This window comes from Kineosporia succinea (assembly GCF_030811555.1).
Lineage (GTDB): Bacteria > Actinomycetota > Actinomycetes > Actinomycetales > Kineosporiaceae > Kineosporia > Kineosporia succinea.
This window is the reverse complement of the sequence record NZ_JAUSQZ010000001.1, coordinates 2,413,051-2,428,147: the sequence shown is the minus strand read 5'-3', so window position 1 is coordinate 2,428,147 and position 15,097 is coordinate 2,413,051. Positions and strand designations below refer to the sequence as shown.

The window sequence follows — 15,097 nt, the reverse complement described above, 5'->3', positions numbered from 1 at the left end:
ACATCCTGCATCCACGACGCCGCCCACCCAATTGAATTCGCCTTGGCAGAGGCTATTAAGGCGTGCTCTACGCGGCCGCATGATGCGGTAGGCCCTGACCGTCGGCGCCCCTCTTAAGTACGGCGGTTCGAACGACACTCGTCTCTGCTTCTGAGACGTCCTAGAGGCGGATGCGTTGCGCCGCGTACCCCCTACCGACGACCTTCTAGTTCGAAAGGAGGCTCGTGAACTGGTAGGCCGGCGCTCACCACGAGGGTCGCACTGCTCCGAGAGCCCGGTTCTCACAACCATGGGGCCAAACGCGTTCCCCCTGTCGATAGCCGTAGATCCCCGCGGGATGGCGTCCGGTCATTGCTCGGCAGTTTCAGCAGGAAGCGAGCTGGCACTGGCAAGCTAGCGATAACGTCCACCCGCCGCACCTGATGGTCTCGCGGCGCGAGGAGTTGAAGCTCTTCGCCGTGGTCAACGACCCGGCTGAGCATGAGGGGTGTCCAGGCCAAGGCGAGGATTCGGGCCATCGAACACGCTCGGCGCTGCCCGGCCTTCTGCGGCTTCGGTCTGACGGTTCGCGATGGCTCCCCGTTGATAGCTACTTGGCTAGATCGACGGCTTACTCGCAGGGCCTGGAAGCACCCGCCAGCCCACCCGGCGCTATGGGACGGGTCCTCGTGCTAGCTCTTCTATCCCCGAGTCAATCCAGCAAGTGCGTTTCACGTGAAACGCCGGTCGGCCACCTGCCCGCTGCTCGGCTGACCGCCGACACTCTCACCACACGCCCAGACTGCGCGTCCCCTCAGTCATGCAACAGCCTTCGTCCTATCCGGGCGCCCGTAGCGATATCGAAACCAATGACCAGACAAGCGGACAGGCCACAGCCTCCGCGTCTGTCGGCGGTTCCTCAGCGTCGATTCATGAGAGATCGGCGCCGGTCACCGCGTCCACGGTCGCGTCGCCGTTCGAGGTCACGAACCTCGGGCCCCAACGTTGGACGGCGGCGTCCTCCACAAATCTCTTCATATATCCAGAACCCGGCTTGGCAATTCGACTACCCATGTATGGCGTACCGCTGTGCCTCACGGCCACCAGCGCCTAGGCATTATGGAATTGCAGGTCCAGCCAAGACCTGAAACGCCGGCCGAGATACCTGCGCAACAGCTCAAGCCGACTGGGTGATCGAACCGACCCTTGTCGTCCGAGGCGAGCGAGCAACGGCTCTAGCTAGGTAGCGAGCATGTTGGCCTATTCACTCATCGTCTCAGCGAGCACATACAAGGCCCGCAAGATCCTCGGCGGCTTCGTATCCACGAGCGGACCATAGTCTCGGATTGACAGGCCGAGGCAAGACGCTCGCTGAGTCCTGAGCGCCACCTACCTGCGGCGCTGGTGCAGCCCGGCGCAATGCGGGAGCAACTCATCTGCGGATGATCAGTCGGCCTTGCCCATCCCCCTCGCCGCTGGCGTTCGAGACGCACACCCGGCGGCGACCATCGATGACTTCTGGCCCGCTCGGCGCGGCTAGTCATTGCGTCCGGCTGTTCGGACGCGCACACCACGCGGATAACTCTTCGGGCCTGGCCGCATCTCACCCACCTTCGTAGGTAGCTCCAGGCCACCTCTTGAGGTCGCCCTGTGTCGCCGCTGAGGGCCCCTTGGCCTCGCCCACGTCCTGGGCCAGATTGAGTCATTCTTGCTACCGCTTGTCAGCGTCCGTGCATTCTCTACAAGTCGTTCCAAGCTCAGCGGCTGTAGAGAGTTGCACCCTGCAGCTAATTCGTCAGGCCAGCTTGCGGGCGTGCTCCCGTACCGCTTCCCGCGTACTGATCACGTCCTGCGCTGAACGTGAGTGAGCTCCTTGTCCACCGAATCGAAGCCCGATCGGCAGCACTCATTCAGGTACACGGGTGGCAGTCGATTCACGTGAAACGCACTTGCCGTCTAGCAGGCAGAGCATGGGTAGGGCCGCCTCCACCGACGAGAGTTACCGGGCTGGAGCGCAGACCAACATCTAAGTCATCCAACCGATCTGCCCCTCGCTGTCGATGCGCAGACCGATCAGTGAGGTTTCACCGGCCATGCGCTTAGGTGCTTGGAGCTGGGATGCTCGCGTCGGAACCGGTCCTCTGTGGAGAGAGCTTTCATTTCCTGGTTCTCCGCCCTGAGTCGATTGACGTTGCCGGACCTTGTTGAACAAGCGTTCAGGGATCCCGCCGTCGCCTTAGTAGACGCACGACCATGCGTATCCAACAGACTCTCGACCTACAGCACAGAGGTTCGATAGGCCTACGTACAGGTGTAAAGGCAGTTGGCGCTGCTCAGTCTTGACCGGGCCAGTTGCGGCACAGACTAATGCCGCCAGCCGATCATCGGGGCCAGTGCTAATTCTTCAAGGCAGCTCCTTCTGGCATGCACGCATCAGAGGCCAGGTGCCTCTGACTGGGCGTCGGGATCCAGCACAACCTCGAACCGGGGCATCGCGTGGACGTGGCGGTCCCGATCAGCGTGAAGCGAATGCTCGTCGCCGGCGTCTTGGCGGATCGGATGCATGTTCTGCCGCGCTCGTGCGGCGCTACTTCTCATGCTCACCCGGCCGCTGCCGGACCGGTTGCCCGGCGTGAGCTCAGGGTTGTCATCCCTTAGGAGTGGAGAGCCGCGTGCCCTATCCCCCATGTCATCTGTCGCTCCTAAGCCAGGTTGGGATCTTCGATGGGACGGCATCCTCGTTGAACCAGAGCTGCCCGTGAGAAGCAGGACGCGGCGGGTTAACCGACGGGAGCAAGTGGCAACACCGCTCGATGCTCGTAAGCCGTTGCGTGGAAAGCCTTGCGCCGGCAGCTTGCCCTCCCGCGCCGCTGCTCTTCTCCTCCTTGAAGCTGACGCGCGTCGCCGAGATCTGGATTCACGTGAAACCGGCTCGAAGGAGGTAACGCTTCGAAAGCGGTTTGGGGGCGCCAATTTCCGTGACTGGACGACGTCGGCGTTGATCGAGCCTGCGCTAGGAATCATTCGTTCCGCACCTCTTGGCCGACGCCTCCACGGCAGAGTGTCGAGCGACCGGCGCCGGTCTAAGAACGCTTGCTCGCTGGCTTGTTGTCTTGGTCCAGCCTGCGAAGTCTGGCCACGAGAGGCCAAGGACTCGGCACAGCGGCACAGCGGCACAGCGGCACAGCGGCACAGCGGCACAGCGGCACAGCGGCACAGCGGCACAGCGGCACAGCGGCACAGCGGCACAGCGGCACAGCGGCACAGCGGCACAGCGGCACAGCGGCACAGCGGCACAGCGGCACAGCGGCACAGCGGCACAGCGGCACAGCGGCACAGCGGCACGGCGGCACGGCGGCACGGCGGCACGGCGGCACGGCGGCACGGCGGCACGGCGGCACGGCGGCACGGCGGCACGGCGGCACGGCGGCACGGCGGCACGGCGGCACGGCGGCACGGCGGCACGGCGGCACGGCGGCACGGCGGCACGGCGGCACGGCGGCACGGCGGCACGGCGGCACGGCGGCACGGCGGCACGGCGGCACGGCGGCACGGCGGCACGGCGGCACGGCGGCACGGCGGCACGGCGGCACGGCGGCACGGCGGCACGGCGGCACGGCGGCACGGCGGCACGGCGGCACGGCGGCACGGCGGCACGGCGGCACGGCGGCACGGCGGCACGGCGGCACGGCGGCACGGCGGCACGGCGGCACGGCGGCACGGCGGCACGGCGGCACGGCGGCACGGCGGCACGGCGGCACGGCGGCACGGCGGCACGGACTGATGCGACCGCTCCACTGCCAGATGCGCAATGCAATGGCCGATCTATTTCGGACCACGTCCAACATTGGCCGAGCCAATGCGTCGGGCGGAGATGGGTCTCGCTCGACGCTGCTGCGTCGGTTGCCTGAGAGCCTTGAACCTCCAGGGGCCGGGGACGCCCCAAAGCGGGCCCGCCTGTCCCTACGAGACTGCCCTGCCGCCCAAGGCTTTGTGCCGATGATGCCGGGGCGCACCGAGGTGACCGGAGATGATTCACGTGAAACTGCAGGCGAGCCTTGCGCCCCCGCAGGGTTAAGCGCAGCTCTCGGGGCATGTGCCTGCCTAGTGTCCGGCACGGCTGAAGGCATGCTGCGTCAGCGTTTCGCCTTGTGTCCATGCTGAGGCCTTGCAGGAAGTGCCCCCAAAGCTCTGGACGCCTCCACGAGGGCTGGAATTACCGTCAAAGCCCAGACCCTTTGACACTCCGTTTTCCGGCCTTGAAGACCCCTTCAAAGGCCGCTCACAAAGGACGTGAGCCTCCACCCGGTCGCTCTGGCCAGAAACTGTCTGGTGCCGGGCCAAGCAGTGTCTCTCTGCCAAGCCAAGCACTGGGGTGCTGACTTGCCGGCAGGAGGGGGTATGGAGGGAGCGAAGGTGGTGTGTCCTCTGGTGGACGACGCATCTCGCGGTGGCCACCACCTCAAGACTTAGTGACGTCACATGCGACCGACTGGCTTGCTTCAGACAAGTTGGTCGCAGCCTGTCCGACCGCCGGCGGGAGAGGATGCGAGCCGATGTTTATGGCCCTAAGAACCGCCCCCGCGCCTGCCAAATCTTTGAGCGAAGCCCCTGCCGGGCAAACAGGCTGAGCCCACTTGCCCACGAGGCGCACACGGGCGGCTGCCTTCTCAGCCCGCGAGCGGGCCGGCCCAGGACGCCCCCCGGGCCGAGAACGGCCGACTGCCAGACGCGGCGGTCGGCAGCGAGGGAAGCGAGAGACGCGGGACACCGCGTTGGAAGCAAAGAACGCGGGGCACCGAACTGGCAGCAAGGAACGCGGAACACCGAACCGGCAGCGAGGAACACAGGACACCGAGCTGGCACCGAAGAACGCGTGGCTCCGGACCGGCGGCAAGGAACGCGGGGCACCGAACCGGCAGCGAGGAACACAGGACACCGAGCTGGCACCGAAGAACGCGTGGCACCGAAGCGGCGGCGAAGAACGCAGGACACCGCGGCAGCGCACACGGGACAGCTAGCCCGGGGCAGCCTGGTGACTCAGACGGCCAGCACCTAGGGACGCGGCGCCCTACAGACCGGGGTATGAGCGATCCGCCCTCGTCATGACGATAACAACCAACAAGAAGGGGCCCGAGACCGGGCGCCAAGGGCACCAGGCGGCCGACGGGCTCAACCGAGTTCGACCCATGCAAATCACACCGCATGGGTTACGCCACAGCTTCGCCTCCCCCGCCACAGGATCAAGCGCCTGAAGCCGCGCGCATGATCGGCGCCCGCTGAGAGGCATCCCCCGCCGAGATGACGCGCAGGTGGCAGCCAGGTGGCCCATACGGGAACCGCAGCCACCAACTCGCTGACGCAGCTGGTCAGGCCGGGCAAGGAGTCAGGCACCTGTGCTTTCGCACCGTAACCAGAGTTGCCACTTCCCACCGCTGTGCAAAACCCTGTTTGAAACCGCCCGCAGGCCCGGCTGACGGCAGGCTTTTCCACAGAGGAGCGGGCTTGTGGAAGGTCGCGGCATCAACAGCCGACGTGGATGGTTGCCGATCCGGTAGCAGTCATGAAGCCGCAGGTCAAAACCACGAGCGTGGCATGCAAACCTTTCACGACACGGCACTCGGAGGCAGGTTCGGACTCGGGATGTGCACAACCCACAGCACTTATCCACAGGGCTATACACAGGGCGTCGGTTGGGCTGTGCACAAAGGTGGCTGACGCCCCTACGAGTCACGAGACGTGACTGGGTGCGGCCGTTCCAAAGACGCAGCGTGATCGCCGAAGCGAGCGATGGGACGCCGCAGGTCAGGCTGTCCACAGCCGGCGGATCGACTTCGGCCAGGCAGATGGGGAGCCGCCGATCCGGAGCGGGATGCGATGCACGGCAGATACCGGATCAGGCACCAGATGTTGGGGCGGACTTCCTGGTCCGCCCCAACAGAGGCGAGTGAAGAGCGCGACTAGCCGCGTCGTCCTGCATTGGGACGTCCGCCACCGCGGGAGGCGGGCTTCTTCTTGGCCGAGGCCTTGGGCCCTGCGGCTGCCGGCGCAGCGGCTTTCTTCTTCTTCTTGGGCAGCTGGCCCTCACGGCCGGCCACCACGCGGATGGCCGTGGTGGGCGTGGACAGCACCGACTCGCCACAACGGACGACCTCGTGCGAAGCGGCCCCCAGCGAGGCGAGCAGCTCGGACGCGGCCGCGAGCTCTTCTTCGGCGGAGTCACCCTTGATGGCCAGGAGCTGGCCGTCTTTGCGGACGAGGGGCATCGACCACTCGGCGAGGGCGGGCAGCGCAGCGACGGCGCGTGAGGTGACGACGTCGAAGTGCTGCTTGGACTCGGCGACGATGTGTGCCTTGGCCCGGATGATCTCGACGTTGGTCAGGCCCAGCTCGGCGACGATCTCGCGGAGCCAGGTGACCCGCCGCAGCATCGGCTCGATCAGGTAGACGGTGAGGTCGGGCCGGGCGATGGCGACCGGGATACCGGGCAGGCCGGCGCCGCTGCCGACGTCCCCGAGCTCGACGCCCTCGGGTACGAGCTCCTGGAGCACCGCACAGTTGAGAAGGTGCCGCTCCCAGATCCGGTCGGCCTCGCGAGGGCCGATCAGCCCTCGCTCGACACCGGCCGTGGCCAGGGCGTTGGCGTATGCGTGCGCGAGGTCGATGCGCGGCCCGAACACCGTCCGGGCCGCGGTCGCCTCTTGCTCAGTAGGTTCGACGGGCACGAAGGCTCAGGACTCCGCGGGGAGCACGACCACGTGCCGGTTGGGGTCGACGCCTTCGGACTCACTGCTCAGCCCGGCCTCGGCGACGACGTCGTGGACGATCTTGCGCTCGAACGCGCTCATCGGCTCCATGGCGACAGACTTACCGCTGGTCTTGACCTGCTGGCAGACCTTGGTGGCCTTCTCGGTGAGCTGGGCCCGCCGCTGCGCGCGGTAGCCCGCCACGTCGAGCATCAGGCGGCTGCGCTCGCCCGTGTTGGCCTGCACCGCGAGCCGCGTGAGTTCCTGCAGGGCCTCGAGCACCTCGCCGTTGGAACCCACGAAACGGCGCAGAGCGCGGTCGTTGGCGCCGTCTCCGACGATGGCGACGGACGCGCGTCCGTTCTCCACGTCGATGTCGATGTCACCGTCGAGGTCGACGATGTCGAGGAACTCCTCGAGGTAGTCGGCGGCGACGTCGCCCTCTTCCTCGAGGTCCTTGATGGACGCCCGCGAGCGGGATGCCCTCTTCGAGCCACCCGCGGCGTCCGCGGTCTCGGAGGACTCCCCCGTGGCAGTCTCATCGGCAGCTGTGGTGGGCTCCACGTCGTCCGCGGGACGCTCCTGCACCGACACTGCTTCGGCCTGTTCGCCGCTCTCCATGAACCGTCTCCTCACATCGCAGCCGGCCCGCCGCCTGGCAGGCCTGGCACCGGTCGTCCCCCGACGACCGGCCACATGAATTTCATGCTGTCTGACGAACGATTCGCGACCGGAACCCACCCGGAGATGCCGAGTGGGTTCCGGTCGCGGCGCCGAGCACGCACGGCGCTAGATGCCCGAGACGCCCCCGGCCGTAGAGCCGAGCGCTGCCCCCATTTTACGTTTCGGTCACTTTCCCACTTGTACTGCCCTGCGGCTTGGATGCCTTCTGGCTGCCGTTCTTCTCGGCGGCGGCTTCCGGCGAACCCGGTTCGGGAGCGGGCTTCGGGGCTCCGCCCTTGGCCCGCTGGGCCTTGGTCTGCTTCTTCGGCTGCACGCGCTGGTTCGGCTGGGGCGCAGTCTCTTCCGGCTCGGGCTCTTCGTCCTTCGCGGCTCCGAGGCCCAGCAGCGGCTTGCCGCGCTTGGCCCGGCGCTCGTTGAGAGCCTTCTCGGCGGGCGAACCCGGAGCCGGCATCCGACGGATCACGTAGAACTGCTGCCCCATCGACCACACGTTGGTGGTGAGCCAGTAGAGCAGCACACCGATGGGGAAGTTGACGCCCGACACCGCGAACACCAGCGGCAGCACGTAGAGCAGGATCTTCTGCTGCTGCGCGAAGGGGTTGTCCAGGGCCGAGGCCGGCATGTTCTTCATCATCAGCTGGCGCTGGGTGGTGAAGGTCGAGGCCGACATCAGCACGATCAGGACGACCGTGAGGATCTTGGTGCCCATCTGGTCGGACTTGAGGAACGTGTCCGACAGGGGCGAGCCGAAGAGCGTGGAGGAGTTCAGCTGGGCGCGGAGCTCCATGCTCAGCGGGCCGATGGCGAAGTCGCCGTTCAGAACGCGGAACAGGGCGAAGAAGATCGGGGCCTGGAGCAGGATCGGCAGGCACGAGGAGAACGGGTTGGTGCCCGAGTCCTTGTAAAGGGCCATCGTTTCCTGCGTCATCTTCTGACGGGAGTCAGGATCCGTCTTGCCCTTGTACTTGGCCTGGATCTTGCGCAGCTCGGGCTGGATCAGCTGGAGCCCGCGGGAAGCCTTGATCTGCTTCACGAACAGCGGGATCAGGATGATCCGGATGACGACCACCAGGCCGACGATCGAGAGCGCCCAGGTCCAGCCGGATGCCTCGGGCAGGCCGATCGCGGTCCAGATGGAGTGCCACCCGACCATGAGCCAGGCGACGACGTACTCAAGGGGTCTCAGGATCTGGGTCATCGGCTCCTCGCCGGATCAGGCGGCACGTCGCGGAGCGGACGGCGCGCAGTTCGGGTCAGTGGGAGCCACCCGGTGCTCTACCCGGGGTGCGGGCTCGGTGACGAGCCCGGTGTTCACCCCGTGCTCACAGCCGGCCTTGCTCACGACCGGTGGAACGTGGTCGACGCCACCCGGGTTCCAGGGGTTGCAGCGCAGCAGACGCCTGCCGGCCAGCCAGGAACCGCGGAGGGCACCGTGCTGCTGTACGGCGGTGAGCGCGTACTGCGAGCACGACGGGTAGAAGCGGCAGGTCTGCCCGTAGAGAGGGGAGACCAGCAGGCGGTACAGGGTCAGGAAACCGATGATCAGGAGCTTGGGGACGCTTACGAGCATCCGTGCCGCTGTGGTCATGAGTTCCACGGCCCGGCGCCGGAACGTGCGCGGCGCCGGTGAGGGCGCAGCTCCGTCCGGCGTCTCAGCCACGAGGGCTCCCGGACGTGCGACGACGCTCGGAGCCGGCATCCGGTGATGACCGGAGAGCCGAGGCCAGAGCGCTGTCGAAATCTGCGGCGAGAGTTGACGATCCGGCGGCCGCTGGGTTCGCCCGCACCACGACGAGAGCGCCCGACGGCAACGCCGCTAGGCGATCTCTCGTGATGTGACGCAGTTGCCGCTTCACGCGATTCCTCACCACCGCCGGGCCGACCGCCTTGGACACGACGAAACCAATTCGTGCCGGCGAGGCCGGATCCGAACCGGTGCGGTTCAGATGGATGACCAGGGTCTGCCGACCGGCGCGACGACCTTTGCGCACAGCAGTGGAGAATTCACTGCCGTGACGCATCCGGTGAGCGCTGGGAAGCACCCCTGGGACCGGGACGGTCGAATCAGGCGGAGAGTTCCGCGCGACCCTTCCGGCGGCGGGCGGCCAGGATGGCGCGGCCGGCGCGGGTGCTCATACGCAGGCGGAAACCGTGCGTCTTGGAACGGCGCCGGTTGTTCGGCTGAAACGTCCGCTTGCTCACTTGAGGACTCCCAGGTAGTCAGTGCTGTGCGATCGGTGCGGCCGGTGACGGGACTGCCACGACGACCGCTGACACCGACCTCCATCGGACGCCCGCGCAAGGTCTGCGTGGACATGCGAAGAGAGGTCGCCGTCAAGCCCTCTCACGGTACGGGCGCACACGCCCTCGGTCAAACTCACTCCACCGGGCGGGCCTCGATACGGCGCTGCTACTGATCAAAGCACTGTTCAAAGCCGGGGGCAACGCCGTCCGGCCCTCCCTCTCAGCCGCTCCCCGAGGTGACCGGGAAGCGGCACCGTGCCGCGCGTCCTCAAGCACTGACCGCGTGAGAAACAACCGCCAGAGCCGACGGCCGGGAGAGACTGGCCGGGAACCCGAACCGCACCCGAACCGCACCCCGGCGACCATCGGTGACATCCGCGGACGCACCGCAACATCGCCCTGATCAAGCCGGCGGACGGATGTGGATCATCGATGCAAACCTGGATCCGGAGTGATCTGCGTCGCTGTAGTTATCCACAACCGGCCAGGTCGGAATGGGCGGATGCGGATTTGTCGGAGCCCCGTTCGCCGCCTGCGGCACCAAGGTCAAACCCAACCGGCGACCTGACGAGCTATGGTCCTCTCTTGCGCTTCTTCGTCTTCAAGGACACGCCGAACCGGCAGGTCATTGACACTTGAGCAGGATTCGCAAACCGGATCCACCGCTGATCGCAGCGGGGGTCCTGGAGGATTCGACCGGGCTCGAGTGCACACTGGACCTGGTCCGGCCTCTCGTTCATACACAGGGTGTGGACAACGCTGTGGATGAACGACCGGATACGGACAGGCAACGGAGGTGAGCGGCGTGGCATCGCCGAACGAGGACTTCCCCTCAGTCTGGCGCCGGGCCCTCGATTCACTCGACTCAGTGGGTGTGACCCCGCAGCAGCGCGCATTCGTGCGCCTCGCGCGTCCGGTCGGCCTGCTGGACGGCACGGCGATCCTGGCGGTCCCCAACGACCTGACCAAGGAGATCCTGGAACAGCGCGTCCGGGACACGATCACCGGGTTGCTCTCCGAGCACCTGGGGATCCCGATCCGCCTGGCCGTGACGGTCGACTCGTCGCTGGCCGGTGGAGAGCCGGTGCACGTGCGTACCCCGGCCGGTGGCATCCGGATGTTCGACTCCGAGGAGAACGCCACCTACGAGGTGCGCCCGAAGTCCCGGTCCGGAGAGGCCGGCTTCGGCAATCCGCGCGCCGACTTCCGCGCCGACTCCGAAGGTTCCTGGCCGCCCGGCGCGAACGCGCGTGCGGTGCCGGACATGCGTGACCTCCGGCCCGACGGCACCGACCGCGCCGAGCGCAACCACTTCGACCGTTACCAGGGCGAGTACCAGCAGCAGGACTACCAGCCGCCGCAGCCCGACTACCGGCAGGACTACCCCGGTCAGTTCGGTGGATACCCGGGCGCGAGGCCGGAGCCCGACCGGTACGACAACGATCGCTACGACAGCGAGCGGTCCGACCGTGACCGGTACGACAACGAGCGCCCGCGCTTCGAGTCGCGACGTGAGCTCCGGCAGAGCAGTCGTTACGACAACGAGGTTCGCTACGACCCCGACCAGGGCCGGTTCGACCTCGAGCAGCCGAACCCGTCCGGTCCGGACGGCGACCAGGCCCCGTCGGCCTTCGATCGCGCTCCGGCCGAGCAGAGCGATGACGACCGCTTCGACGGCGGCAGTCGCTACGAGATGGGTCGTCCGGAGAGCCGTTTCGACCACGGCCAGGGTGACTCCGCGGACCAGCCGCCGATGCGCAACGGTCGTTCGCCCTTCGGGCACGACCAGGAGCCTTCCGGGGAGTCGGCCGACGCCGATGCACCGGTCGCCCACGACGAGGAGAGCGACACCTTCGGCGAAGGGCGCCGCGGGTTCCGGTCCGATGCGCCGTTCAAGCCGTCGGGTCGTAACCAGCAGGGCGACAACGGCTTCCGTGACGACTCCCGCAGCTCGGACTCGGTCATCGACATCCGTAACCTCGACCGGGCGAAGCCGCTTGAAGGTTCGCAGCCGAGCATCATCCAGCCGAGCGCGAGCCCTCTCGGGGTGCACAACCCGGGCCTGGCCACCGGTCTTCCGGCCAGCTCGGCTCCGGAGCCGCATCCCGAAGACCGCCCGGCCCGCCACCGAGCGGTGAAGCCCCAGGTCGAGCCGGCCCGCCTCAACGCGAAGTACACCTTCGAGACGTTCGTCATCGGTGCCAGCAACCGGTTCGCCCACGCTGCGGCGGTTGCCGTGGCCGAGGCGCCGGCGAAGGCGTACAACCCGCTGTTCGTCTACGGCGAGTCCGGGCTGGGCAAGACCCACCTGATGCACGCCATCGGGCACTACGCGATGAACCTCTACAACGGGGTGCGCGTGCGCTACGTGAACTCGGAGGAGTTCACCAACGAGTTCATCAACAGCATCCGCGACGACAAGGCCAGCACGTTCCAGCGCCGGTACCGGGACGTCGACGTGCTGCTGATCGACGACATCCAGTTCCTGCAGAACAAGGTGCAGACGCAGGAGGAGTTCTTCCACACCTTCAACACGCTGCACAACGCGAACAAGCAGGTCGTGATCACGTCCGACCTGCCGCCGAAGCAGCTGTCGGGGTTCGAGGAGCGCATGCGGTCGCGCTTCGAGTGGGGCCTCATCACCGACGTGCAGCCGCCCGACCTCGAGACGCGGATCGCGATCCTGCGGAAGAAGGCCATCGGCGAGCGCCTTGAGGTGCGTGACGACGTGATGGAGTACATCGCCTCGCGCATCTCGACCAACATCCGTGAGCTCGAGGGCGCGCTGATCCGGGTGACGGCGTTCGCCAGCCTGAACCGGCAGCAGGTCGACCTGTCGCTGGCCGAGATCGTGCTGAAAGACCTGATCCCGGCGGACGATGCCCCGGAGATCACGTCGGCCACGATCATGGCTCAGACGGCGGCCTATTTCAGCGTCTCGCTCGACGACCTCTGCGGTCCGTCGCGCTCGCGGGCGCTGAGCAATGCCCGTCAGATCGCCATGTACCTGTGCCGTGAGCTGACGGACCTGTCGCTGCCCAAGATCGGGCAGCTCTTCGGCGGTCGCGACCACACCACGGTCATCCACGCCGACCGTAAAATTCGCACGCAAATGGCCGAACGCCGTTCGACTTACAACCAGGTAACCGAGCTGACGAACCGCATCAAGCAGACCTCACGCATGTCCTGACCTGCGGTAACGCAGTTATCCACAGGGTTGCCCACAGTTGTTTGTTTAATGGTGGACGTTGCGGTCGCCTGCTCCTGCCGGCTCACCTTCCCATCAGGAATCTGGGGCGGCAGGACGGTTCTTCCCTGGCTGCTGTGCTGCCCCGTTCTGGCCAGCACAGCACGTCGGCGAGTAGCCCTTAGTTCTCTCGGACCTTCGTAGGCGGGTTCGTAGCTCTGGCAGCTTTTTCTGGGGACGGCGGTATCTCCGCAGGCGCCAGCACCGGCAGGTAGAGCTGCCTGTGGATCTGGCACGACGGCTGACCGCCCGGGCGGGCGGCTGACCATCCGGCCTCGGATCCGATCTCCTGTGCCGACCCCGGAGTCATCCGGCTGCTGTCTGACCTGGTCATCACCTGGCCCGGCCGATATTTGCTTCGTGCACGGTCCTGGCCCAGGCACGGTCCCAGGCATCGTCTGATCCTGGAACCGTCTGGATCAGCCACGCTTCCCTCGGGCGCTGTCTCCCCTCGGGCGCTGTCTCCCCCCCGGGCGCTGTCTCCCCTCGGGCGCCGTCTTCCCCCAGGCGCCGTCCTCCCCCGGGCGCCGTCTCCCCCCGGGCGCCGTCTCCCCCCGGGCGCCGTCCTCCCCCGGGCGCCGTCCTCCCCCAGGCGCCGTCTCCCCCCAGCACCGCCTCCCCCAGCACCGCCTCCGCCCGGGCACCATCCGCCCCACACCGCATCTGTATCTGCCCTGTCACCAGGGGCACTCGCCAGAAGGTGCCCTCGCCACCAGCTGGCTTGTCCGACGAGCGCTTCACCCGGGAGCTCGAGCGGTCGGTGGGTGGGACTGGTCGCCACGGATCTGCAGGTGCTGAGGCGGCCATCGATCGTCTTAAGGTCCGCCGCCAGCTGGTTCGCGGGCTCGGGTTCAGCCAGCTCGCCGTCTGTTCCGCTGCCGATGCGCAGCGCCGTGCACAGCACCGTCGTGGCCGGCTTCAAGACCAGGTGGTGCAGGTAGAGCTGGGCCAACTCGGGCACCTACCAGTGGTGAGGTAGCTCGGCACCGCCTTCCCGCGAGGCTCATCAACGCGGGCGGAGGCCGTGGGGGTTTGGGCCTGTGGAATTTCTGCGGGTGCCCGCAGGGGCAGTCACATGAGCAATTTGCGGCCCTTGGGTCCCTCCATAGGAGCGCGGGCTGATTTTGCAGAGACGTTCTGCAAAACCACGCCGACGGCATTTTGGAGCGGATTCCCCGGCGTTTTTGGAGCTCTCAGCGACGCAGGCCCGGTCTTTTGCTGGGGCGAGATCCGGCTCTCCACATGTTCTCCACAGAGGACCGCAAATTCCGCCGCCCGGGCTCGGCCGAAACGCGTTCTTGAATTTTGCTGTCTTTGCAGGTCACGGAGCAAAAGCCGATGGCGGACGCGCGACAGCTGAACTGGTTACGGGGGTTGAGTTTCCACACTGTGCACAGAGTGGGGATGAATTCTGTGGATAAGTAGGCCAACAGAGGGGGTGACACGCGACTGTGTCAGCGAAAGCCGTTTGCTGGTCTCGAGTTGGCTGTTATCCACAGGCTCACAGCGTTATCCCCAGCGGTGGACAAACTTTGGGGCTCTCCCCACAACTGGGGACAACTTTGTGGAAGGACTGCTCGGCGGCAGGTTGTCCACAGTCGTTTCTCACAGGCCTGCGCTTTTGGTCCCAAGCCTCCGACCGGCCAAAACGCCTAGAGATCGGAGCGACGCTCGGCTCGCGAAGCGGTTGTTGACAGGGCGTGGACAACCTGTTTGCAACCCCGTGGATAACCCCAATTCATGCGCCGTGAATATTTCCGTGGATGAAGGCCTGTTTTCTGGGGATGGACTGTGGATATCTGGGGGTCATCGGTGGAAAACTTTGGACAACCCTGTTGGTGGTCCCCCGTCTGTCCACCGGTCGCCCACCGATTTCCCAAATTCATCCACTTTCCATTGACAGGCTCTTAGGCCCGCCACCTGCAAAAACGCGAGTTACCCACAGAATCCACAACCCCTACTACAAACCCCAAACTGTTCTCTCGAGGAAAATTGTTGATCCGCCAACATTTGGCTTGGACGAACGAGCGGGGCCGGGCCGGCCTGTGGGCTGGGGAAAGTTGGAGCACTCGAACAGGTGTTCGACGAACAAGTGTTCGAACTTTTTCTTGATCCTGCAAGAGCCCATCGGCAGGCGGCTGCTTCGGCCTGAGGGGTCGGGGGCTCATTGCCTTCTTCCGGCGGTGAAGAACTCTGG

The 15,097-nt window shown here is 66.3% G+C and carries 7 protein-coding genes; 1 reads left to right on the top strand and 6 read right to left on the bottom strand.

The features are described from left to right. Positions 1 to 5,939 precede the first annotated feature (5,939 nt). The 6 genes from rsmG to rpmH all read right to left on the bottom strand — a co-directional run bounded on the left by rsmG (position 5,940) and on the right by rpmH (position 9,611). Positions 5,940 to 6,704 (bottom strand): 16S rRNA (guanine(527)-N(7))-methyltransferase RsmG, encoded by a 765-nt coding sequence (rsmG, locus tag J2S57_RS10685; RefSeq protein ID WP_307241110.1) that lies wholly within the window; start codon positions 6,702 to 6,704, stop codon positions 5,940 to 5,942. Positions 6,705 to 6,710: 6 nt separating this feature from the next. Then, entirely contained in the window at positions 6,711 to 7,346 is a 636-nt protein-coding gene (locus J2S57_RS10680; RefSeq protein ID WP_307241108.1) for a Jag family protein, read from the bottom strand. A 217-nt stretch (positions 7,347 to 7,563) separates the two neighbouring features. Beyond that, positions 7,564 to 8,607 (bottom strand): membrane protein insertase YidC, encoded by a 1,044-nt coding sequence (yidC, locus tag J2S57_RS10675; RefSeq protein ID WP_307241106.1) that lies wholly within the window; start codon positions 8,605 to 8,607, stop codon positions 7,564 to 7,566. A gap of 15 nt (positions 8,608 to 8,622) precedes the next feature. Beyond that, positions 8,623 to 8,979 carry a membrane protein insertion efficiency factor YidD gene (yidD, locus tag J2S57_RS10670; protein WP_370882619.1) on the bottom strand — a complete coding sequence of 119 codons (357 nt, stop codon included), beginning with the start codon at positions 8,977 to 8,979 and terminating at the stop codon, positions 8,623 to 8,625. A gap of 82 nt (positions 8,980 to 9,061) precedes the next feature. Then, positions 9,062 to 9,451: a ribonuclease P protein component gene (rnpA, locus tag J2S57_RS10665; protein WP_307241102.1), complete on the bottom strand. Its 390-nt coding sequence runs from the start codon at positions 9,449 to 9,451 to the stop codon at positions 9,062 to 9,064. A gap of 22 nt (positions 9,452 to 9,473) precedes the next feature. Then, positions 9,474 to 9,611, bottom strand: a complete 138-nt coding sequence (rpmH, locus tag J2S57_RS10660) for a 50S ribosomal protein L34 (RefSeq protein WP_052528269.1) — start codon at positions 9,609 to 9,611, stop codon at positions 9,474 to 9,476. Positions 9,612 to 10,458: 847 nt separating this feature from the next. On the opposite strand from rpmH, the gene dnaA reads away from it, so the two are divergent. Beyond that, positions 10,459 to 12,843, top strand: a complete 2,385-nt coding sequence (gene dnaA, locus J2S57_RS10655; protein WP_307241098.1) for a chromosomal replication initiator protein DnaA — start codon at positions 10,459 to 10,461, stop codon at positions 12,841 to 12,843. The last annotated feature ends 2,254 nt before the right edge of the window (positions 12,844 to 15,097 follow it).

Bases quoted from the DNA above. Each gene is read 5' to 3' on its own strand.
- J2S57_RS10680 (WP_307241108.1), bottom strand. From the start codon at position 7,346: ATGGAGAGCGGCGAACAGGCCGAAGCAGTGTCGGTGCAGGAGCGTCCC.
- yidC (WP_307241106.1), bottom strand. From the start codon at position 8,607: ATGACCCAGATCCTGAGACCCCTTGAGTACGTCGTCGCCTGGCTCATG.
- yidD (WP_370882619.1), bottom strand. From the start codon at position 8,979: ATGCTCGTAAGCGTCCCCAAGCTCCTGATCATCGGTTTCCTGACCCTG.